Origin of the sequence: Cerasicoccus arenae, from assembly GCF_014651635.1 — a bacterium.
Lineage (GTDB): Bacteria > Verrucomicrobiota > Verrucomicrobiia > Opitutales > Cerasicoccaceae > Cerasicoccus > Cerasicoccus arenae.
The window spans coordinates 49,970-69,784 of record NZ_BMXG01000018.1; the positions used below are offsets into that span (position 1 = coordinate 49,970).

18 protein-coding genes are annotated in these 19,815 nt (G+C 54.0%); 8 read left to right on the plus strand and 10 right to left on the minus strand.

Annotated features, from left to right (window positions below):
* Window positions 1-63 precede the first annotated feature (63 nt).
* Both IE065_RS13505 and IE065_RS13510 read left to right on the plus strand, forming a co-directional pair.
* Entirely contained in the window at window positions 64-1,431 is a 1,368-nt protein-coding gene (locus IE065_RS13505; protein WP_189515959.1) for an NAD-dependent succinate-semialdehyde dehydrogenase, read from the plus strand.
* Between the two features lie 59 nt (window positions 1,432-1,490).
* Complete coding sequence (locus IE065_RS13510; RefSeq protein WP_189515961.1) at window positions 1,491-1,883, plus strand: four helix bundle protein; 393 nt, start codon at window positions 1,491-1,493, stop codon at window positions 1,881-1,883.
* A gap of 123 nt (window positions 1,884-2,006) precedes the next feature.
* On the opposite strand, the gene lnt is transcribed toward IE065_RS13510, so the two are convergent.
* Window positions 2,007-3,671: an apolipoprotein N-acyltransferase gene (lnt, locus tag IE065_RS13515; RefSeq protein WP_189515963.1), complete on the minus strand. Its 1,665-nt coding sequence runs from the start codon at window positions 3,669-3,671 to the stop codon at window positions 2,007-2,009.
* 7 nt (window positions 3,672-3,678) lie between these two features.
* Entirely contained in the window at window positions 3,679-4,173 is a 495-nt protein-coding gene (locus IE065_RS13520; RefSeq protein WP_189515965.1) for a DUF4136 domain-containing protein, read from the minus strand.
* 109 nt (window positions 4,174-4,282) lie between these two features.
* Between IE065_RS13520 and IE065_RS13525 the strand changes: the two genes are divergently transcribed.
* Both IE065_RS13525 and IE065_RS13530 read left to right on the plus strand, forming a co-directional pair.
* Entirely contained in the window at window positions 4,283-5,785 is a 1,503-nt protein-coding gene (locus tag IE065_RS13525; RefSeq protein WP_189515966.1) for a DUF1800 domain-containing protein, read from the plus strand.
* Between the two features lie 6 nt (window positions 5,786-5,791).
* Window positions 5,792-7,030: a DUF1501 domain-containing protein gene (locus IE065_RS13530; protein WP_189515967.1), complete on the plus strand. Its 1,239-nt coding sequence runs from the start codon at window positions 5,792-5,794 to the stop codon at window positions 7,028-7,030.
* Window positions 7,031-7,060: 30 nt separating this feature from the next.
* Here the strand turns inward: IE065_RS13530 and IE065_RS13535 are convergent, their stop codons facing one another.
* On the minus strand, window positions 7,061-7,849 hold the full coding sequence (locus tag IE065_RS13535; protein WP_189515969.1) for an alpha/beta hydrolase: 789 nt from the start codon (window positions 7,847-7,849) through the stop codon (window positions 7,061-7,063).
* Window positions 7,850-8,265: 416 nt separating this feature from the next.
* Between IE065_RS13535 and IE065_RS13540 the strand changes: the two genes are divergently transcribed.
* The 4 genes from IE065_RS13540 to IE065_RS13555 all read left to right on the plus strand — a co-directional run bounded on the left by IE065_RS13540 (window position 8,266) and on the right by IE065_RS13555 (window position 12,678).
* Complete coding sequence (locus IE065_RS13540; RefSeq protein ID WP_189515971.1) at window positions 8,266-8,925, plus strand: PEP-CTERM sorting domain-containing protein; 660 nt, start codon at window positions 8,266-8,268, stop codon at window positions 8,923-8,925.
* 283 nt (window positions 8,926-9,208) lie between these two features.
* Window positions 9,209-10,870, plus strand: coding sequence for a 30S ribosomal protein S1 (locus IE065_RS13545; protein ID WP_189515973.1), 1,662 nt, complete (start codon window positions 9,209-9,211; stop codon window positions 10,868-10,870).
* Window positions 10,871-10,986: 116 nt separating this feature from the next.
* Window positions 10,987-11,778 carry a PEP-CTERM sorting domain-containing protein gene (locus IE065_RS13550; RefSeq protein ID WP_189515980.1) on the plus strand — a complete coding sequence of 264 codons (792 nt, stop codon included), beginning with the start codon at window positions 10,987-10,989 and terminating at the stop codon, window positions 11,776-11,778.
* Between the two features lie 105 nt (window positions 11,779-11,883).
* A complete protein-coding gene (locus tag IE065_RS13555; protein WP_189515982.1) occupies window positions 11,884-12,678 on the plus strand; it encodes a PEP-CTERM sorting domain-containing protein in 795 nt (264 codons plus the stop codon).
* A gap of 130 nt (window positions 12,679-12,808) precedes the next feature.
* Here IE065_RS13555 and IE065_RS13560 read toward each other — a convergent pair whose 3' ends face one another.
* From IE065_RS13560 to IE065_RS13590, 7 genes are all read right to left on the minus strand, one after another.
* Window positions 12,809-14,035 (minus strand): type II toxin-antitoxin system HipA family toxin, encoded by a 1,227-nt coding sequence (locus IE065_RS13560; protein WP_189515984.1) that lies wholly within the window; start codon window positions 14,033-14,035, stop codon window positions 12,809-12,811.
* Window positions 14,032-14,370 carry a helix-turn-helix domain-containing protein gene (locus tag IE065_RS13565; protein ID WP_189515986.1) on the minus strand — a complete coding sequence of 113 codons (339 nt, stop codon included), beginning with the start codon at window positions 14,368-14,370 and terminating at the stop codon, window positions 14,032-14,034. Before IE065_RS13565 ends, IE065_RS13560 begins: the two co-directional genes overlap by 4 nt.
* Window positions 14,371-14,414: 44 nt before the next feature.
* Window positions 14,415-15,446 (minus strand): sigma-70 family RNA polymerase sigma factor, encoded by a 1,032-nt coding sequence (locus IE065_RS13570; RefSeq protein ID WP_189515988.1) that lies wholly within the window; start codon window positions 15,444-15,446, stop codon window positions 14,415-14,417.
* A 356-nt stretch (window positions 15,447-15,802) separates the two neighbouring features.
* Window positions 15,803-17,311 carry an anthranilate synthase component I gene (gene trpE / locus IE065_RS13575; protein ID WP_189515990.1) on the minus strand — a complete coding sequence of 503 codons (1,509 nt, stop codon included), beginning with the start codon at window positions 17,309-17,311 and terminating at the stop codon, window positions 15,803-15,805.
* Between the two features lie 134 nt (window positions 17,312-17,445).
* Window positions 17,446-18,306 (minus strand): 4-hydroxy-3-methylbut-2-enyl diphosphate reductase, encoded by an 861-nt coding sequence (ispH, locus tag IE065_RS13580; protein WP_189515992.1) that lies wholly within the window; start codon window positions 18,304-18,306, stop codon window positions 17,446-17,448.
* Window positions 18,307-18,515: 209 nt separating this feature from the next.
* Window positions 18,516-19,280, minus strand: coding sequence for a sugar phosphate isomerase/epimerase family protein (locus tag IE065_RS13585; RefSeq protein WP_189515994.1), 765 nt, complete (start codon window positions 19,278-19,280; stop codon window positions 18,516-18,518).
* A 121-nt stretch (window positions 19,281-19,401) separates the two neighbouring features.
* Window positions 19,402-19,782 (minus strand): hypothetical protein, encoded by a 381-nt coding sequence (locus IE065_RS13590; protein WP_189515996.1) that lies wholly within the window; start codon window positions 19,780-19,782, stop codon window positions 19,402-19,404.
* Window positions 19,783-19,815 lie beyond the last annotated feature (33 nt).

Here is a 19,815-nt window from a genome sequence, read left to right on the forward strand (position 1 = left end):
GACGCGGCTCGAAAGTGCGCCTTAAATTCGTCTTCTACCCTTCTGTTACCCTACGCGATTATTATGTCACTTCAGACAGTGAATCCCGCCAAGGGGGAGCTTGTTCGCGAGTTTCCCTCCATAGACATTCCCGAGATCCTTCGTATTCTGGATGACGTTGTGACGGATGCCGCAGTTTGGCGAGGGATGTCTTTTTACGAGCGGGGCAACTGCTTTCGCTCTGCCGCGAAATTGCTGCGCGCCAACAAAGAAGCCTACGGTAAAACGATCACGCTGGAGATGGGCAAACCGATCACTGAGGCCATGGCTGAGTGTGAAAAATGCGCCTGGGTCTGCGAATACTACGCAGATAAAGCCGCAGAATATTTGGCCGACGAGCCCTTGGAGACATCTGCGAGCGAGGCCTTCGCCACCTTCCAACCACTCGGCTGCGTACTCGCAATCATGCCTTGGAATTTCCCATTCTGGCAGGTTTTCCGTGCCGCTGCTCCCGGGATGATGGCTGGCAACGCCATGGTCCTCAAGCACGCCTCCAATGTTCCCCAGTGCGCGTTGACGATCGAGTCCATTTTTCAGCAATCGGGCTTCCCGATGAATGTCTTTCGCACGCTGATGGTTGGCTCAGACGGGGCAGCTATCGCCATTGCCCACCCCGCCGTGAACGCAGTCACCCTTACTGGCTCCACAAAAGCAGGCGAAAAGGTCGCCGCTATGGCAGGTTCGCTGATTAAAAAATGCGTCCTCGAACTCGGCGGTGCGGACGCCTATATTGTCTTGGAAGACGCCGATCTGGACCTAGCGGTGGAAAAAATTGTTGCGGGACGTATGCTCAATGCTGGCCAAAGCTGCATCGCCGCCAAACGCGCGATTGTGCTGCCTAAAGTGCGTGAAGCCTTTGAACAAAAGGTAGTTGCTGCGATGAAAGAAATTACCCTTGGCGACCCAACACTTGCCCAAACGAAGCTTGGCCCAATGGCGCGGATAGACCTACGCGACGAAATCCATGACCAAGTTCAAGCCAGCATAAAGGCGGGCGCGAAGCTTTTGATCGGCGGCTATATCCCCGAGCAGCCCGGAGCCTGGTATCCGCCAACAGTCATTTCCGATTCCCCCGAAGGCTCACCAGCTTACGATCAGGAAATGTTCGGCCCGGTTTTATCAATTGTCGAAGCCAAGGATGAACACGACGCAGTTCGCATCGCCAACAGTAGCGAGTATGGCTTGGGTGGTGCCGTCTTCACGCAAAACTTGGAACGCGGGCGGAAGTTAGCACGCGAAAAACTGCATGCCGGAGCAGTATTCATCAACGACTTCGTGAAGAGCGATCCCCGGTTGCCGTTTGGCGGAATGAAACGATCCGGTTACGGTCGCGAATTGTCTTCCTATGGCATCAAGGAGTTCGTCAACATCAAGACCGTTGTATTGGCCTGAGGAATTTCAGGGTCGCAATTTTAATTATAGCCCCCAGCATTCCCCTATTAAAGCGTGTAATGAGTAACTTTTTCCCTCACGAAACCCAAAAAGTCTACCAACTCAGTATTGAGTGGGTAGTCATGGTCGAGAATTTCACCGAAGGCGACAACCGCCGCAAAGGGCTTGCTGAACAGCTGGACAGCATCTCGAATACTATCCCGATTCATATTGTAGCGGCTTTGGGGAAAGGTTCCTCTGCCGAGCGCGTCAAGGCCTTTGACGCCGCCAAAAGCCAGGTGCTGGCTTGCACTGCAGTTCTCGACATGATGGTTGCCCGCAATGTTTTGGAAACGGGTGACGCCGCTATGGGCAAGCGCCAACTCGCTATGATGTCCCGCTTGCTCAACGGAATGATCCAGTCCGCAAATACTCACGAGCTCATCCGCAACCGCTTGTCGGTGCCGAGTTGAGCTAGACTTGCTTTGGCTACATTTCCCATCGTCAGTCCACGAGAATGGTGGAGCTGACCAGCCTTGTGCCTCTCTGATGCGTCGGTGACGGCATGCTCCTGGATTTCCAACGGACGGAATATCCTACTTAGACGTCACAGCTCCTCGCCTCTGCCGCCAAATCGCGAGGGCAAGGAAAACGCCCCCCCCCCATAGCACCCAGTCGCCATAGCGCACATAAAAGGTCAACTGGCCGCGCCAGATTGGGTCATAGGTCAATGAAAAGGTCTTGCTGCCTCGTTGATAAACACGACCATCTTCCCCTGTCAGCACATCACGAACGTTGCCATATTCATCGATCCAGCCACTCCAGCCATTATTGCCGCAACGGACAACTGGCCGTCGAGTCTCCACCGCGCGCAGCACGGAATGTGCGGCATGCTGGTAAGCCCCCGCTTCCTCGCCATACCAACCGTCATTCGTCACCACGACGATGAAATCAGCACCTTCTCGGGCCACTTCACGACCCAAGCGAGCAAAAATATCTTCGTAGCAGATCAGCACACCGGCTTTCCAAATTTGACCGTTCGCCTCGACCGGAAGCGGACGGGAATGGTCACCGGGCCTCAAATCGATGTCCAGCGGCACCACAGTCTTAATGAAAAATAGGATATTACGCAGAGGGATATATTCACCGAAAGGGACGAGGCGGCGTTTGGCATAATGGCCATCGCGAAGGCCATTCTCGGGATCAATATAAAAGACTGCATTAGCCCACTCTCCGTTGGGAAACTGCGCCAGCGCACCGGTGATTAATGGAATACCGATGCCCGCGATACCATCGGCGATCCACAACTCCATGTTGCGGTCGCCCTTGGCGTTAATAATGGGATACGGCGGCGCGGCTTCAGGCCAAAGTATCAAGTCCGGCTTGGGCGTGGAAATGACAGCACGCTGAGTTTCCTGTTGGAGCACATCGAGGGACTCCTGAACCATCTCCTGCGTCCACTTCAAATCAGCTGGAATCCAAGGCTGGACAGCAGCAACATTGAGCATTGGCTCGCGATCTCCTCCTTGAGAAACCGTTTTTACGTAAATCCAAACCGATGCGAACACCATCGCCAATGCCACGTAAAACTCTGGGCAAAACCGCCAGCGCAGTTGCAGACGCGGGCGCGAGGGGATGTTGGCCAGAGCTTCAGAATCAGCATTTTCAGTTTCGGCCTCAGCCTTGGCAGGCTCCAGAAAAAGACGTTGAATGTAGACCGCAAGGGTCAGGTTGAAGAAGATGAGAATGAACGACACCGCATACTGGCCGCCGTACTCCGCCGCCTGTAGCATGGCTGGGCGCAGCCATTGGCTCGCGGCCAACGGGAGCCACGGAAAGCCCGTCAGCACCCATGTTTTCAGCCATTCCAGAATCACCCAAAAACCCGCGAGCCCCAGCAGGGTAAGCAAGCGCTGGGGAAAGCTGCGCGACATCGCCGGAGGCAGCAGCCAACCAGCCATCAACGCCCAACTCATCGGAAAAAGCGCCAACAGGAATGACAGTATGATCAAACCCACTGAGCCCATCGGCGGATGCACATGGCGCAGCCAAATGATCAGCAGAAACCAGCTCAGCCAGAATCCTAAAAAAGCGCATATTGCCAACCGGCGACGCGGTGGGCGCGTAAACATCCACAGCAGCAGCGGCAAGGCGAACAGATAAGCTGCCTCCGCCACATCCCAAGGCGGGAACGCCACAAAATGCAAAAGGCCCGTGCAGATACCCGCCAGAGCGCCAATCAGCCAAGGGCCTTTTTTCATAAGCCGTTTAGGAATCACCCTGCGATGGGAAATCCTTGAGCAAGACGGGGATTTCATCCGAAAGCTTTCCACCTACCAAAGGAGAAGTAACGGACCACAGCGACGCTCCATTCTTCATCGCCGTAAGCGTTAAATAGAATGCATTCCCTGCGTTCGCTTGATTACTGCCGCCAATCGCCCCTGACGGTTGTTTGCTGCCCAAAACCTTTCCCTTTTCCCAACTGCCATTAATCGTGAAGTCAGCCGCCGAGGCGCTGTCCACCACGGTGTAACCCTTCGCTTCAAGCGTTGATCCGACGATTTTGCGAACATTTTCATCGGTGCGTTCAGAGGGCGGGCGACTACCGTCTGTATCTGCAAAGTCTGGCGACACATAGCACTTGCTCGACGAAGACAGGACCTTGGAACCAGAAGAAGAGGAATCGACCTGCACCGTTTCACAGCCTCCCAAACAAAAAGCCAAGATGAACACGATCGAAGATAGCTGCAATGAAATGGACATGCTGAACTAATCGCCCCCTGATTCCGTATTGCAATTGAATTTTCGGAAAAGTATAATCGTAGATGAAAATTTTGTAACTTTATCCCCTACTCTGGGTTCTTATTAAACGATGAGTTTCGCCTACGGTAACATGAGCCCCCGCCAAACGTGGCAACCCCTGCCAAGCGACCAGTGGAACACCGACACCGCCGCCCATTTGCTTCGCCGTATTGGCTTTTCCGCCCGCCCAGCCGACGTACAGCAAGCGGTCAATGTGGGCCTCCAAGCAACGGTTAAAGACGCCTTTAAAGGACGTGAATTTGACGTACCAACGAAAACCTGGGAGGCAGAACTCGAAATCCAGCACCTTCGCCGGGGTATGCGCAATCAGGACGAGAAAACCCGTCAGGAACTCCAGAAAAAAATCCAGCGAGCCGAACGGGAAGCGTTTAGTGAATTTGCCATGGCTTGGTTTGATTTTGCGCGCCAACCCGAAAATTCCGCTCAGGAAAAATACGTGCTCTTTCTGGAGAGCATGTTCGTCGTTGCCCACTCCAAAGTAAAACGCGGCGGCGTGCTCTACGAACATCAAAACCTTCTCCGGCGCGAAGGTTTTGGCAGCTACCGCGATTTAGCCAAATCCGTGAGCCGTTCGCCCGCGATGATTCAATACCTCGATCTGAATCGAAGTGTCAAAGGCACCCCCAACGAAAATTTCGCCCGCGAGCTCATGGAGCTATTCACCCTCGGTGAGGGCAACTACACTGAGCAAGATGTTAAGGAGGCAGCACGCGCCTTTACTGGCTATAACTACACCGGTAATACCGATTATTATTTTTCCGAATTCCGTTTCAACCCCCACTCTTACGACGACGGCCCGAAAACAGTGTTTGGGCGAACCGGTCGCTGGAACGGCGATGAAATCATCGAGATGGTTTTCGAACAGCCCGGAGCCAAGCTCTTTCTCCCGCGTGAGCTTTGCCTGTTTTATCTCAGTGAGACGCCAGTGCCCGACCTCTACCTCGACTATTTGGGAGACGAATGGGCCAAGCGTGACTTTGATCAGCGCTGGCTCCTTCAAACCGTTTTTACCAGCCAACTATTTTTTGCACCCGAATTCCGCGGCGAGTTGATCAAGTCGCCCATTCATTATTATATCGGGCTTTGTCAGGACATGAATCTGGACATCTATCCGGTCCCTCAACGGCTGGAAGGGCAACTACGCAGCATGGGCCAGAGCTTCCAGAACCCACCTAATGTACGGGGCTGGCTCGGCGGCAAACATTGGATCACCGCCTCCTCCCTCTCGGCCCGTCAACAGTTGGTCCGCAACCTTCTTTACCCACCCAATGAAAAACGCCTCAATGCTGACGAGAAGATGCGCATCGAAGAAGCGATTGAGGATGACAAGGGGCCGTTCCACGTCGATCAAGAGCGGCTCGAACCTCTTCTCAATAAAGACTCGCCGGACCTCATTAACCACCTTTGCCGATATTTCCTGCCCAAAGAGCAGACAGAAGAATTCAAGGAGCAGCTCATCGTGCATGTGCGTGTTCCGCCGCGTCAGCGTTCGGAGCGCGTGCGACAAGCCCTGCTCGCCCTGCTTCAATCCCCCGCCTATCAACTTTCTTAATCCGCAATGAAGAACCAATACACGCCCATCGCCGTCACCCGGCGCGAATTCCTCCGCGGCTCAATGGGGGGGCTGGGCCTCGTGGCCTTCAGCGGGTTTGCTCCGAGCTTCCTAACCAGCACCGCCCGGGCCGATGTCGCGCGCCCGGAAACCGGTCGACAGATTCTCGTCATGATTCAGCTCGCTGGTGGCAACGACGGGCTCAACACCTGCATCCCCTTTCAGGACGACATGTATTATAACCTACGGCCCGATTTGGGAATCAAGGAGGGCTATCGGCCGATCTCTGATTTCCTAGCCCTGCACCCCAATTGCGCGGGCATGGAGCGCCTCTACAAGGACGGGAATCTGAGCATCATTCAGAACGTCGGCTATCCCAACCCCAACCGCAGCCATTTCCGCTCCACGGAAATCTGGGAGACCGCTACCGACAGCGATATTATTGGCCGTGACGGCTGGCTGGGGCGCTATTTTGACAATGCCTGTGACGGCGATGGCCACACCAGTAGTGACCCGATGGCGCTCCACATCAGTGACGACACGCCCGGCCATTTCATGTCCGAAAAGCCGCACTCGATCTTTGGCATGCCCGCCCGTGGTCGCATTCGCAAGAAGAACGAAGATGAGCTCGCTCTGCTGGAAAAGCTGACCCAGGCCCCCAGTGCTTCCGACACGGGCAGCTATTTGCAGCACATGATGATGGATGCCATTGTCACCGAGAAGCGGGTCCAAAACATCGTCGACCGCTACAAGCCGCAGGCCAAGTATCAGGGCAACCTGGGTCAATCCCTGCAAAAAGTCGCCGCAATGATCGCCGCCGGGCTCGAAACGCGCGTCTATTTTGTCGCTCAAGGCGGTTACGACACACACGCCAACCAAGCAAACGGCCACTCCCAACGCCTCGGCGAGCTATCCAATGCGCTACACGCTTTCCAACAGGATCTGATCAAACATAAGCTCGACGACCAAGTCCTCACGGTGGTTTTCTCAGAGTTTGGGCGCCGCCCACAGCAGAACGGCAGCCAAGGCACGGACCACGGTGCCGCCGCCCCGCTCTTTGTCATGGGCCGCAATCTACAAACGCCGCTCCTCGGCGAGGTGCCCGACTTACAGAATCTGCAAAACAACGACCTCCGCCACGAATACGATTTTCGCCAAGTCTACGCCTCCGTTATTCAGGACTGGTTTAAGGCCGACCCATCACTCGTCCTTGACGGCCAATTCGATACCTTGCCGATTATCTAAAGGGGCGAATACTGCATTACCCGCCGTCTGTTAATCCTGCTTTTCCAAATAACCCAGCGAAACCAAAAACTGGTCCATTTCGCGTAGGGTCTCATCGTATTTGACCTCGTTGTAGAAACCGTGTGGCTCGCCTTCGTAAGTGATCAGTTCCGACCGGACACCCAGATCCTGCATCGCTTTCTGGAACTCCTTGGCCCGCTCCACGCTTAAATGTTGATCTTCCGTCCCGAGCAGCACAATCGCGGGCCCCATGTCGGCATGCAGATTATGTAAGGGCGAGAAGGATGCCCAGTAGTCCTGCACGCGGTCGAATCCGAAGCCCTCGGGACCGTTGTCATAGACCGGATTAAAGAGCACGAGCGCGTTCGGGCGACAACTGACGGAAGTGTCTTCGCCCGGCTCGTTGAAACCGTCCACCGTCGCAGTCGCCGCCGCAACATGGCCGCCCGCCGAGCCGCCGCCAGCAGCAATCCGGTTGGGGTCGATCCCCAATTCGCTAGCGTGCGCACGCACGTAGCGAATCGCCGACTTACCATCCTGCACGCACTCTTGAGGCCCAGTCTGGTGTAGGCTATGGATCCGATATTCCACGCAGATCGCCACCATTCCGCGTGAGGCGAGGTGCTCGCTTTGCGCATAAAATTGCTTCGGCGTTCCGTTCACCCAACCCCCACCAAAGAAAAACAAAATGGCGGGCACCTGACTATCTGGCCGATGCCCGGGTGGGTAGAAAACGTGCAAGTTCAATTCCACATCACCCACAGCTTTATAAGTAATGACTTTGCCGGGGTGAATGGTTTCGGCGTGGGGGAATTTCATTTCACGACATTACCGAGCAAAGCGATCCAATCTCCAGAAATATTTTCCGTAACTTCGTTTAAAAAATCGCCTGTTCATCATGAAGCGATATCGGCTTCAGTCACCGTGGTACTGCGGTTGATTATTTGGCTAGATCAGGTCTTCGGTTTTAATCAAGCGAACCGGGTTCATGCATGTGCGATAGCTGCCGCCCCTCTACCCCTGAAAGCTGCATCGCAGAAGTGCGCAAGGCTGTATTTCCAGTATCGAAAGTCCTTCTTTTGAATACAAGTCTCACAAAAATCAACTACTAACAAAATGCCTAGACGTTCTTAAATCGCTTTTATTTCGTTATTTACGTTGACACAAATAAAGATAATGGGATTCAGTCTCTATTAATTCCTGTCTAGAGACAGGGTCTAAAACCTATATTAGCAATGTCCAAAATACACCTAATGCAACACACCACCCTCACGACTCCCATGCGCATAGTCACCATGGGTATTCTTCTAAGCGCGTCATCCGTGCAGGCGTTGATTTCCTTCGACTTTGTCCAAACCGCATCGGGCGTTACAGTCACCGCCAGCGGTGAGACGCCCAGTTGGTTCAGCAGCAGTTTCCCCATCCAATTTGCCGAGCAAGCAATCTTTGGAAACAATGGCGAGGGCACCATCCTTTCGAGCACCACCAACGGCGCGAACTACATGGGAAGCAGCACGTTCGCTAGTATCAGTGGAGATATCCCCTGGGGCGATGCAAGCGTGAGCAGTACGAACTCCGTAAGCGGTAGCACTCTGGCAGTCCTGATCGGGGAGGGTTCTGGTAACGTAACGATTTTCTCGGATGTAGCGACGGGCAGCACTACGATGGGAGGCTCCACCTCCTACTTCACCAACGGTGAAACACTGGCCGACTTCGGCTTCACGCCGCCGGACATCGCTCTCGGTGCTGGCACCTTCTCCCTCCTCGACGCCAGCAGCAACACCCTCGTAGAGGTTAACTGGACGACCGGCGTCGTTCCCGAGCCGAGCACGTATACAATGATTTTCGCGGGCCTGGTCGGAGTCGCCGCCTTCCTCAAGCGACGCAAGCGATAGGTTTTTAAGCCAATAATCCATAACCATGCCTCATGCCCCTTCTCAGTGGCCTGGGGCATTGTTTTGTCAAATTGCAGGCCGGACGCCACAAAGCAACGCGTGGGTATCACGAGTATCATTTCACACTTGCCAAAGGCCCAAAAAACGGGCCTGATATTGGGTTTTCGCCAAAGTGGATTCGTCCGCCGCGGCTTTCTCAGACAACCGACAAACCAAACAACCAACCGTCAACCGGATCCCTACCGCGCATCGCGCATCAGGATTCGTTATCCATCAACTACCTATGAGTTCATTAATGGAAGAGCTGCTCGCACAGAGCAGCTTCGCAAACCTCGCTCCCCACGCAATTGTCAAGGGCAGCATCACTGAAATCCGCGCCAACGAAGTTATCGTAGACATTGGCGGCAAGAGCGAAGGCTCGATCAACGCCAACGAATTCCTCGATATCGGCGAATTGTCCATTGGCGACGAGATCGAAGTTTACGTCGAAAAAGTCGAAGACAAGGAAGGCAATCCTATCCTGTCCTTCGACAAGGCCGAGCAAAAGAAAAACTGGGAAAACATTGTTAACCAGTGCGAAGAAGGCTCCATCGTTCCTGGCCGCGTGAAGGCCAAGGTCAAGGGTGGCCTCATCGTCAACATCGGCGTCGACTCATTCCTGCCTGCTTCTCAGATCGACATCCAGCCTCCGAAGAACCTGGATCAGTATCTTCAGCAGACATACGACTTTAAGATCGTTAAGATCAACACCGAGCGCCGCAACATCGTTGTTTCGCGCCGCGAGCTGATCGAAGAGCAGCGCCTCGAGAAGCGCCGCACGCTCCTCGAAGAAGTCAAGCCAGGCGACGTCCGTCGTGGTGCGGTCAAGAACATCACCGATTACGGTGCCTTCATCGACCTGGATGGCCTCGACGGCTTGCTCCACATCACCGACATGAGCTGGGGTCGTATCTCTCACCCAAGCGAAATGCTCAAGGTGGGTGAAGAAATCAGCGTGATGATCATCGAAGTGGACCGCGACCGCGAGCGTGTCTCCCTCGGCCTCAAGCAGACTGTTTCCAATCCTTGGGACAACATCGAGCACAAGTATCCGGTCAACGCCAAGATTGCCGGTAAGGTCGTCAACCTCGTTCCTTACGGCGCATTCGTCGAGTTGGAAGAAGGCGTCGAAGGTCTCGTGCACGTCACCGAACTGTCCTGGACCAAGCGCATCAACAAGCCGAGCGAAGTGCTCAAGGTTGGTGATCAGATCGAAGCCGTTGTTCTGGGCATCCAGAAGGACGAGCAGAAGATCAGCCTCGGCGTTCGTCAGCTCGAGCCAAATCCTTGGGATATGGCCCGCCACAATTACCCAGCAGGTGCCCGCGTTCGTGGCAAGGTGCGCAATCTCACCAACTACGGCGCATTCGTCGAGCTGGAAGAAGGCATCGATGGTATGGTTCACGTTTCCGACATGTCCTGGACCCGCAAGGTCAACCACCCATCCGAAGTGGTCAAGAAGGGCGACGAAATCAACGCCATCGTCCTCGACGTCGACAGCGACAACCAGCGCATCTCGCTCGGCATGAAGCAGCTCATGGAAGACCCTTGGGACAACATCGAGCAATACTTCAAGATCGGCGACATCGTCAACGGCAAGGTCTCCAAGCTCACTGGCTACGGCGCATTCATCGAGCTCGAACACGGCATCGATGGCCTCGTGCACATCAGCCAGATCAGCGAAGAACACGTTGAGAAGATCAAGGACGTCATCACCGAAGGTCAGGAAGTCACCGCACGTGTCATCAAGATCGACGCCGAAGACCGCCGCATTGGCTTGTCTGTCAAGGCCGCCAGCTACGACAGCGATCAGCTCGCCGCCGAAGTTGCTGCATTCGACCGCATCCAGGATCAAGGTCAGATGACCTCCCTCGGAGACATCCTCGACGAAGCGACCAAGGGCTAATCCCCTCCGGTTTACAGCATATTTTCAAAGCCCCAGCCATTCTTGGCTGGGGCTTTTTGTTGTCCGAAATACCAGAATGCCTTGACTTAGTCTCAGATCTCCATTCAATTAAAGCCATGAATTTTCCTACCCTTGCTACGATCGCCTTGAGCTTAGGCATGATCTCCAGCGCAACCGCAACCGTCATCGTATTTGACGATTTTGGCTCAGCTGCAGGAAGCAGCGACTTGCCCGGCCGCACTCCAGTAGTCACCCCCGGCAACAATTGGACTGGCTACACCAGCGGATCGAACGTTGGCTGGAAGGTCATTGACGGTGATGCTGTTTTCGGCACCTCCTCAACAGTTAACGGCATGGCTGGCATTGAGCTCGGCAGTGATTATTTCGTCAACAATCCCGCGATCTACAGCTTAAAATCCACGATTTCGATGACTCCAGACGGCGGCAGCGACCTATGGTACGGCATTGGTTACTCCAATTTCATTAGCACTGGCCAAAATCGCGGGTTTTATGCAGTAGGAGAAGCGAATGAGGGTAAACCTTGGATGTTCATGCGTCAAAACGGAGAGCTGAACGTCCGCGTTGCTGGCGCGACCACAGTCTATTCTGACACTGGCTACGATGTGTCAAATTTTGAAATAGAATTGGTGCTCGATACATCAGTCGCCAACTGGACGGTCGATGCATATATTAATGGAGCACAACTAGACCTCAATGGCGTGTCTATCGGCATGTCATACACCTACGTAAACAACCCAACCCTGGCTGCCATTGGCCTATCCGCCCCAGACGGTGTCGTTGGCAGTGTTGAGTCTATTACCCTGCAAACCATTCCCGAGCCGCACACCTATGCGCTTATCCTTGGTGCCGCATGCCTGATCGGCCTCATCGCACGTCGACGTCGCTGATTTTTTAAATCCGCTCACGATCAAAAATCGAGGAGTAACGGACTCCAAGGCCACTCACTTAGTTAAGCATTTGACAAAAACGCTATTTGAATCAATTATAGATGCATGCGTTTCATTGCCCCATTACTCGCGCTCTGCTTGTTGCCTACGTTCCCCGACATTGGCGCAAGCGTCATTGTTTTCGATGATTTTGGCCCATCCGGCACCAACTCCGCCTTATCAGGCCGCACACCAGTAACCTCACCCGGCAACGACTGGATTGGCTACAGCAGCGGCACAAGTTTCGGCTGGCAAGTATCCGATGGCGAGGCCCAGTATGGCAGTTCTTCCGTGCAAAATGGCATGGCTGGCATATTGCTGAGCGCCAACTATTTCGCAGACAATCCGAATGTCTACAGCCTTAAGTCCACGATGTCCATGACCGACATCGACGCCACCACTTGGTATGGCGTTGGCTTCAGCGAAAGCATCGGGACCGTTCCTGATAGAGGTTTCTATATTGCTGGCCCAACCGAAGGAAGGCCTTGGATATTTGCCCGCAACAATGGTGAGTTGAATGTACGAGCTGGCGGTGCCACAGGCTCAACCATTTATTCTCAAACGGGCAAGGATTTCAGTAGCTTCGAAATGGAATTGGTGCTCGATACTTCGGTCGCCAACTGGACCGTTGACGCCTTTTTCAATGGCGTGCAGTTGGACCTCAACGGTGGAAGCATTGGCATGACCTACACCTACTCCACCAATCCATCCAGCCTTGGTGCGATCGGGTTTTCTTCATCCGCCAATGCCCAAGGAACCATCCAATCCATTACGTTGGAAACCATTCCCGAGCCGCAAACCTACGCGATCATCCTTGGTGCCGTCTGCCTCGTTGGCCTCATCGCACGTCGCCGTCGTTAAACACGCGGGGTAAATTACAGGCCCGCCATATCGCAACCCTTGTGAGTCGCGATATGGCGTAGAATGGCATTCAATGTGCCAACGAATAGCGGTTTATGAGCTGGCTTAGAGCTGATCGAAGAAATACGCGTCAATTCATGTCATCGCGCAGCCGTGTCAGGCTACGCTCGACCATGGCGGTATAACCTTCGCCGACGCCCGATGCGACGGCGAACGCTGGCCAGCGCTTAGTGGCGGCGGTAACGTCAGCGAGGATGCCCATTGTAGTGCTTCGGGTAATCGAGAAATTGTCCGCTAGGGCAACAAAATCCTGAGTGGTGATATTCGTCCGCTTGCCGTCGACCTGCATCCAGTTGCCCGCTAGATCATTTTCGCAAAACATGAGGTCATAGGCCGGGGCAAGTTGCCAGTGGCCATCGGGAGTCATCAGAAATGAAAAATTCTTCGCGTGGTCGTCACGGTTATGGGCGAGGATGTTGAACACCATGCGGCGAAACTGTTGGTCGATGGCCCCCGCGTCATGGGTCAGCGCCATCGTCGTCCGGAGCAGCTCGCTATAGTCCAGATTTGCATCGCGAAAATCCAGATGCCGCAGGCCGGCGTAAGTGTGCAGGTGGATGCGTTCGTTTGGATTGTCCGCCACGCGGTCAAATCGCCTCACTGCGAAATGCCGAGCGCCATCCTGATCCTCAATCAGTGTGCATGGTGCCACTTCAAGGCCGGCGGCGGCGGCCATTTTGGCGTAGGCATGCTCCAGGCAGCCGATGTTCCTCAGTTGGTCACGGCCCGTGGCTAGCTTGATCATCCACGCCTCCATGCCCTCCGGGATGACATCGCTGCCGGTGCGAATCACGCGCCCATCTGGGCTCATTGCCACCAGTATTTTGGGCTGCGCCCCACCTGCCGTGGCCCCGCTGATCAGGAGCGCGGCATCCAGCATGCCTTGATGTTCGTGCTCCACGATTTTGCGCGCAGACTCCGCCGCCGCTTGTAAATCGACGGGGATCATGGCATCCGCTTCACCATCGCACGGCTCGTAGGTCAAGGCACCCATGGTGCGATTCCCCTGATAGGCTAGAATCTCCACTGGGCTGGGGCGCGGCAGTTGTTTTTCCTCGAATCGCCGCCGCAGCACTTCCATACCAAACTTATCGGGGAGCGAATCGGCAATAACTCCCGGCAGACCCGCTTGCCAACTGGGAAAGGGGCCAAAAACGCCGCGCCGACTTGGCAACTCTATGGGTGACAGCTCGATTTTTGCCCGCAAAAACAGCACATCAAATTCAAAGTAAACGCCATCCTTGGCCTCCAGTAATTGACCCACTCGCTCGCCACGGTAAAGCACATTGAGCCTCATAACCGACCTTTCCGCCCTGCTCGCTTAGGCGGCGATTCATCCGCAGTCTGCAACCGCTCCACCTCATCCAGAGATTGATATTTTGATTCGGGGAAGAGTTCGATCAGCCTAGATGGATCACCGAGCACCATCGCCACCTTGAGCAGACGCTCTAGAGAGATTTTGCCCGTTTGTTCGAAATGGCGGTACGTTGAAAAAGGAATCCCTGCTCGCTCGGCAAGGTCTTCCTGGGTGTAGCCCTGCTCAATCCGCAGCGATTTAACCCGTTCAATGGTCTCATTGATTGCTTCGCGTGGTGTTTTCAGAAGCCCATTCACAACCAAAATACTGTTCATTAATCGCCAAAAAGCAACTTAAATAACAATATTTTGTTTTTAATTCACTCACCAACTTTGGCAAAAAACTCTTCGAGCACTTCGTAGCGTTTTTGGGCGATCCGTTCCTGCTTCACTTCATCGGCGCTACGCTGACGCTCGCGATCTGTCATGGCCCGGCGCATTTTTTGCAGAGCAATATTCTGAAGCTGGCGAACGCGTTCACGGGTGACGTCGAACATCGCGCCCACTTCTTCCAAGGTCATTGGGTGCTCACCCTTCAGGCCAAATCGCAGGCGAATGATCTCCGCCTCACGCTCGTCCAACGCATCGATCATATCGTTGACGTCGGTCATCAGTGACTTGCCGCTCAAGGTCTGGAAAGGAGTCAAAGCGTTGTCGTCGCCCACCAACTCGCCAAGCTGGGTGCCGTCATCTTCGCCCACAGGTGCATCGAGGCTACTGGGCCGGATGCTGACGCTCTTTAAATGCGCGACCTTGCTGGGCGACATTTCCAAGACCAAACCGATTTCTTCGTCGGTCGCCTCTCGGTCCAGTTCCTCCTGAAGCTGCATCGCGGTCCGGCGGATTTTTGCGATTTTATCGACCAAGTGAACGGGCAAACGAATCGTCTTAGACTGGTTAGCCAGCGCACGCTTGATGGACTGCTTGATCCACCAGGCCGCATAGGTCGAGAGCTTACCGCCCTTATCCGGGTCGAAGCGTTCCACGGCCTTGATCAGGCCAATGTTTCCCTCGCTGATCAAGTCGAGCAGCGGCAGGCCAAAGTTGGCGTAATCGTAGGCGATTTTAACCACCAGGCGCAAGTTGGCCTTGATCATTTTTTGCCGGGACTTTTCATCCCCCTTCATAATCAAGCGGGCTAGTTGGACCTCCTCCTCCGGCTTCAATAGGGGTGTTTTGCCAATTTCCTGCAAATAAAGTTGGAGCGGTGTCTTTTCCGAATTGGGAAGCTCTTCAAAGGTTTCCGGCGCGGCGACACGCCCACGAGGCCGCCCAACAATCAATTCAGGCGCTTCGTCGTCACGAGGGACAGCGATCTTAGGGGCGGTTGCGACTGGACGGTTTTCTGACATTGCAGCAGGAGTGAATTCAAACGCTCGTTAGAATCGACGCTATCAGTTGGTCGTTAAAAAGCAAGTTGCCTGACAAAATTATCGGCGAAAATTTGCCCTACTTAAATGACTGACTTTCAGGCTTTACCAAACACCAAATCAAGGTGAAGTGCACGGAATAATCATGACAAGTGAGTTCGAAAAACGTTCCTTCTTCCTCTGAAACTTGATCAATGCCACTCATCGGTGACAACGAAACTTTGCTCTAGTTTACATTTTGATCCGATTTCACCCGGAAAAAGAGCATAAAAGTATCAGTCGCGAAAACACCGATTATTCCGTAAGCCATTCATAATAAGCAAATTAGAAAAAAAGAGCTATTTAGCCCCCCCTCCAAGTAACCGAGACAAGGCAACCGCCTTCAGCATGCCCTTGGCCTTATTCACCGTCTCGTCGTACTCGCTGGCAGGAACAGAGTCCGCCACCAAACCCGCCCCAGACTGGATGTAGATTTTGCCGTCCTTCAACAGCGCCGTGCGAATCGCAATGCAGCTGTCGAGGTTGCCGTCGTAGCTGAAGTAGCCCAAAGCCCCCCCGTAAACACCACGCTGCTGCCCCTCCAGCTCAGATATGATCTGCATTGCACGGATTTTCGGTGCCCCGGATAACGTGCCCGCTGGGAACGTCGCACGCATAAGATCGAACGGCGTCTTGTCAGCCGCAAGCTGCCCCTCAACCTGCGATACAATGTGCATCACGTGGCTGTAGCGCTCGATAATCGCATAGTCGGCAACGTGGACGGACCCCACCTCGCACACACGCCCAATGTCGTTGCGTGCCAAGTCGACCAACATCAAGTGCTCTGCACGCTCCTTAGCGTCGGCCAGAAGGTCTTTTTCCAGCTCGGTGTCTTCCGCTTCGTCCTTACCACGAGGGCGAGTCCCAGCGATAGGGCGTATCTCCACCTTGCCCGCTGTACTACGCACATGGACCTCCGGCGAAGCCCCAACAACCGCGTAGTCACCCGTCTCCAAGCAGAACATATACGGCGATGGATTAACGAAACGAAGGGCCCGGTAAAGGTCTAAAGGAGGCTGTGGAAAGTCCGCCTCAAAGCGCTGCGAACCGACAACTTGAATAACGTCTCCAGAGCGAATGTATTCCTTGGTCCGCTCAACGATTTCCTCGAACTCCGGGCGGGTAAAATTACCCGCTGGCACCTTAATATCTGCCGGGTCAACCTGTGCAAGCGGCATTGGCGCAAGCTGACTGCCCGAGGACAGTAAATCAATGATACGCTCGATCTCAGCGCAAGCAGCGGCGTAAATCGACTCAGGGGCGACGCCATCTTCTAGCCGCGCGTTGCTGACAATGCGGATAATTTGTTTGGCGTGGTCGAAAGCGACAACAGTGTCCATCAGCGCAAACCACATCAATGGCATACCCAGCACATCCTCCGCTGCGGGGGGGACAGTGGGCTCGACGCGGTGGATATACTCATGGCCGAGAAAACCAACGGCACCGCCGATGAATGGTGGCATTCCTGGGATGGCGACTGCCTTCCATGGCGCAAGCGCCTCCTCGATCAACGTGAGGGGATCGGCGGGCGTCGGAATCTCCGAAGTCGAGCCATCGCGTTCGGTGATGACGGTCTTTTCCGGCCAAGAGGCGATGATTCGACGTGGGCTGCAACCGACAAAGCTGTAGCGTGAGATATGCTCCCCGCCTACGATCGACTCGAAAAGAAATGCAGGCGCATGTGCCCGCAGTTTTGAGTAAACCGAGACCGGCGTTTCGAAGTCTGCCGTCAGGTCCGCATACACGGGCACTAGGTCACCCGTTTGGGCTGACGCCAGAAAATCGTCCTTGGAGGGAAATACAGTCATCGCAAACTGCTAACGCTGCAAACCCTAGCGCCTGGGTCAATTTCGGATTTTGAGTTGCAGATTTAACTGGCCCAACTTTCCCAGTTGCTAAATGCGTGATGAGAAACGCGGATTGGCAGGTTTAGGGGGGGGAATTAGGCCGCTTCCAGCTTTTCACGCACCGCTTGGATGAGAAAGTCCGGCGTCGAGGCCCCTGCGGTAAGGCCAACCGCGCTGTAGCGGCTTAGGCAGCTCAAATCGAGCTCATCGGGTGACTCAACATGAAAGGCAGGCAATCCCTGTTTCTCGACGAGTTTGGCTAACTTAATGGTATTGGCCGAATGGCGTCCACCGACCACCACGATTGCTTCAACGCCTTGTCCAATCAGGTTAATAATATCTGACTGGCGCTCGCGCGTAGCGCCGCAAATGGTGTCAATCACGACGGCTTCTGGAAAGCGATTTTGGAGCAGCGTCGCCAATCGTTGGAATTCGTCTACGAACATCGTCGATTGTGAAACGAGGCAGACTTTCTCGCCTAGCTCTGGCAGCGCAGCAATATCGTCCTCACCGCGAATGACATGACCACCCTGAGTTGCATAACCCAGAATACCAATAACTTCCGGGTGTTCTGGGTCACCAAAAATAACGACTTGGTAGCCCTTATTGGCGTGAAGCTTGACCTTGCCAGCGATTATCCCGACATCCGGGCAAGTCGCATCCTGAAATTTCATTCCAAGGCTTTTTAGGTAGGTTCGACGCTGGGGGGACACCCCGTGGGCACGCACAACCATAACACCGTCCTGCTCGCCGAGCTCAAGCGGCTTCTGGCTTTGGTAATCACCCACTTCGCGGATACCCTCTTCTTCGAGTCTCGCCATCATCTGGCGATTGTGAATCAGCGGCCCATCAGTGTAGACAACACGTCCATCCCCCCCGGTGTTTTTCCGAGCGATCTCAATGGCGCGTTCAACTCCCCAACAAAACCCAGCGCTTTGCGCAATAATGACATTCACAAGAAGCACTATGGGCCTAAACTCACATTGGTCAAATACTGTAACCCAATTTTACAAGAGAGTCGTTTGCATCAGAAATCCAACATAATCGGCAAAGAGTATATGCCTAAAAAGAGCAGTTATTTGGCGCGTATAACGCAAGACTAGCGCAAAAAATCGCCGCCCGGTAAAACCGAAGCGGCGATCATCAATAAACTGTGCGAAACGACTTAGGCTTCGACGAGGTTTTCCTTGATGTAGTCGAAGCTCATCTTGAGCGAGTCGAAAGGATCACCGGGGCAGACATCCTGCTCAACCATGAACCACTGGCAACCAGCTTCGTCGGCAGCAGCAATGATGCCCTTGAAGTCGAGGTTACCATAGCCAATTTCCGCAAATGTATGCTCATGGTGTCCAGTCATCTTGAAGTCCTTCAAGTGAATGAGTGGCGAACGGCCCTTGAGCTTACGGACCCATGCCTCTGGGTTGCAACCGCCTGCCTGCACCCAATAGGTGTCGAGCTCGGCTTGGATGGAGCATTCGCTATAAATCTTGTCGAGAATCGTCGTTTTGCCCATCCGTAAAAACTCAACCGCGTGGTTGTGGTAGGTCAGCACCATGCCTGCTTCCGTGAAGACTTTGCAGGCATTTTCCAAATCGGCAATCAGCTCGTTCACCGACTGTTCGCTCTCGAAATCCACCCCGGCTGGAAATGGATAAGCGGTGTAGATGCAGCCCAATTCTTTAAGCTTCTGGACGGCTTTAGCAGGTTCCTTGCGAATAACCTCACCAGATTCGTGTGTGGCAGCAATCGTCAAACCGTTCTCGGCGCAAAGGCGCACAACTTCGCTGTTTTCGATCGGGCCAAAACCACTGACTTGCACAGCTTGATAACCGATTTCAGCAACCTTCTTGAGGGCCTGAGCAATGTCTTCAGGTGTCTTGGTGAACTCGCGCAAAGTGAATAACTGCGCGGCAACTTGATGGATTTTCATGGGTCTATGGGTCTATTGTTAATGAAAACAAATGGTCTAACCCGTGCCAGATAGAGGATGCAACCCAAAAATCAAACACGTGTAGGGTCCACTAGTTTAACAGCGTAATGAATAGAGTGGATTATTGAGCCATATGAAAGCCCACGCTGGCGAGAGGCTTGTAGATAACAGTTAAGACAGCAATGAGGCCCAGGCCGAACGTCACCCACCACAGAGGCATCGCCATTTGCGGCTTACGACTGATAAACGCCGTCATCGCACCAAGTGCCAACCATACGCCTAACTTGATCATCGCCCAGCCGGGGAAGCCCCAGCCCATGCGTCCCAAGATACCGAAACCACCTAGCAGGATGAAGAACAGCCCCACTCCACTAGCGATCGCACCAAATTTCCGCCAAGAGACATTGTCTGGCTGGAGCGCCGCACGAGCGATTAGGCTACCGTAGCCAAGAAAAACGAGTAGGATGCCAGCGAAGTGCAGAAGATAATAGATTTTCAACATGCCGATAGAAAAAAGATTAAAGGAAAAAGATTA

What these genes read in the sequence shown, in the direction of transcription:
- IE065_RS13530 (WP_189515967.1), top strand. Translation starts at nt 5,792, where the DNA reads ATGAAGAACCAATACACGCCCATCGCCGTCACCCGGCGCGAATTCCTC.
- IE065_RS13590 (WP_189515996.1), bottom strand. Translation starts at nt 19,782, where the DNA reads ATGTTGAAAATCTATTATCTTCTGCACTTCGCTGGCATCCTACTCGTT.
- IE065_RS13505 (WP_189515959.1), top strand. Translation starts at nt 64, where the DNA reads ATGTCACTTCAGACAGTGAATCCCGCCAAGGGGGAGCTTGTTCGCGAG.
- IE065_RS13540 (WP_189515971.1), top strand. Translation starts at nt 8,266, where the DNA reads ATGTCCAAAATACACCTAATGCAACACACCACCCTCACGACTCCCATG.
- trpE (WP_189515990.1), bottom strand. Translation starts at nt 17,311, where the DNA reads ATGACTGTATTTCCCTCCAAGGACGATTTTCTGGCGTCAGCCCAAACG.
- IE065_RS13565 (WP_189515986.1), bottom strand. Translation starts at nt 14,370, where the DNA reads ATGAACAGTATTTTGGTTGTGAATGGGCTTCTGAAAACACCACGCGAA.
- IE065_RS13555 (WP_189515982.1), top strand. Translation starts at nt 11,884, where the DNA reads ATGCGTTTCATTGCCCCATTACTCGCGCTCTGCTTGTTGCCTACGTTC.
- IE065_RS13560 (WP_189515984.1), bottom strand. Translation starts at nt 14,035, where the DNA reads ATGAGGCTCAATGTGCTTTACCGTGGCGAGCGAGTGGGTCAATTACTG.
- lnt (WP_189515963.1), bottom strand. Translation starts at nt 3,671, where the DNA reads ATGAAAAAAGGCCCTTGGCTGATTGGCGCTCTGGCGGGTATCTGCACG.
- IE065_RS13570 (WP_189515988.1), bottom strand. Translation starts at nt 15,446, where the DNA reads ATGTCAGAAAACCGTCCAGTCGCAACCGCCCCTAAGATCGCTGTCCCT.
- IE065_RS13520 (WP_189515965.1), bottom strand. Translation starts at nt 4,173, where the DNA reads ATGTCCATTTCATTGCAGCTATCTTCGATCGTGTTCATCTTGGCTTTT.
- IE065_RS13510 (WP_189515961.1), top strand. Translation starts at nt 1,491, where the DNA reads ATGAGTAACTTTTTCCCTCACGAAACCCAAAAAGTCTACCAACTCAGT.
- IE065_RS13525 (WP_189515966.1), top strand. Translation starts at nt 4,283, where the DNA reads ATGAGTTTCGCCTACGGTAACATGAGCCCCCGCCAAACGTGGCAACCC.
- IE065_RS13585 (WP_189515994.1), bottom strand. Translation starts at nt 19,280, where the DNA reads ATGAAAATCCATCAAGTTGCCGCGCAGTTATTCACTTTGCGCGAGTTC.
- IE065_RS13545 (WP_189515973.1), top strand. Translation starts at nt 9,209, where the DNA reads ATGAGTTCATTAATGGAAGAGCTGCTCGCACAGAGCAGCTTCGCAAAC.
- IE065_RS13535 (WP_189515969.1), bottom strand. Translation starts at nt 7,849, where the DNA reads ATGAAATTCCCCCACGCCGAAACCATTCACCCCGGCAAAGTCATTACT.
- IE065_RS13550 (WP_189515980.1), top strand. Translation starts at nt 10,987, where the DNA reads ATGAATTTTCCTACCCTTGCTACGATCGCCTTGAGCTTAGGCATGATC.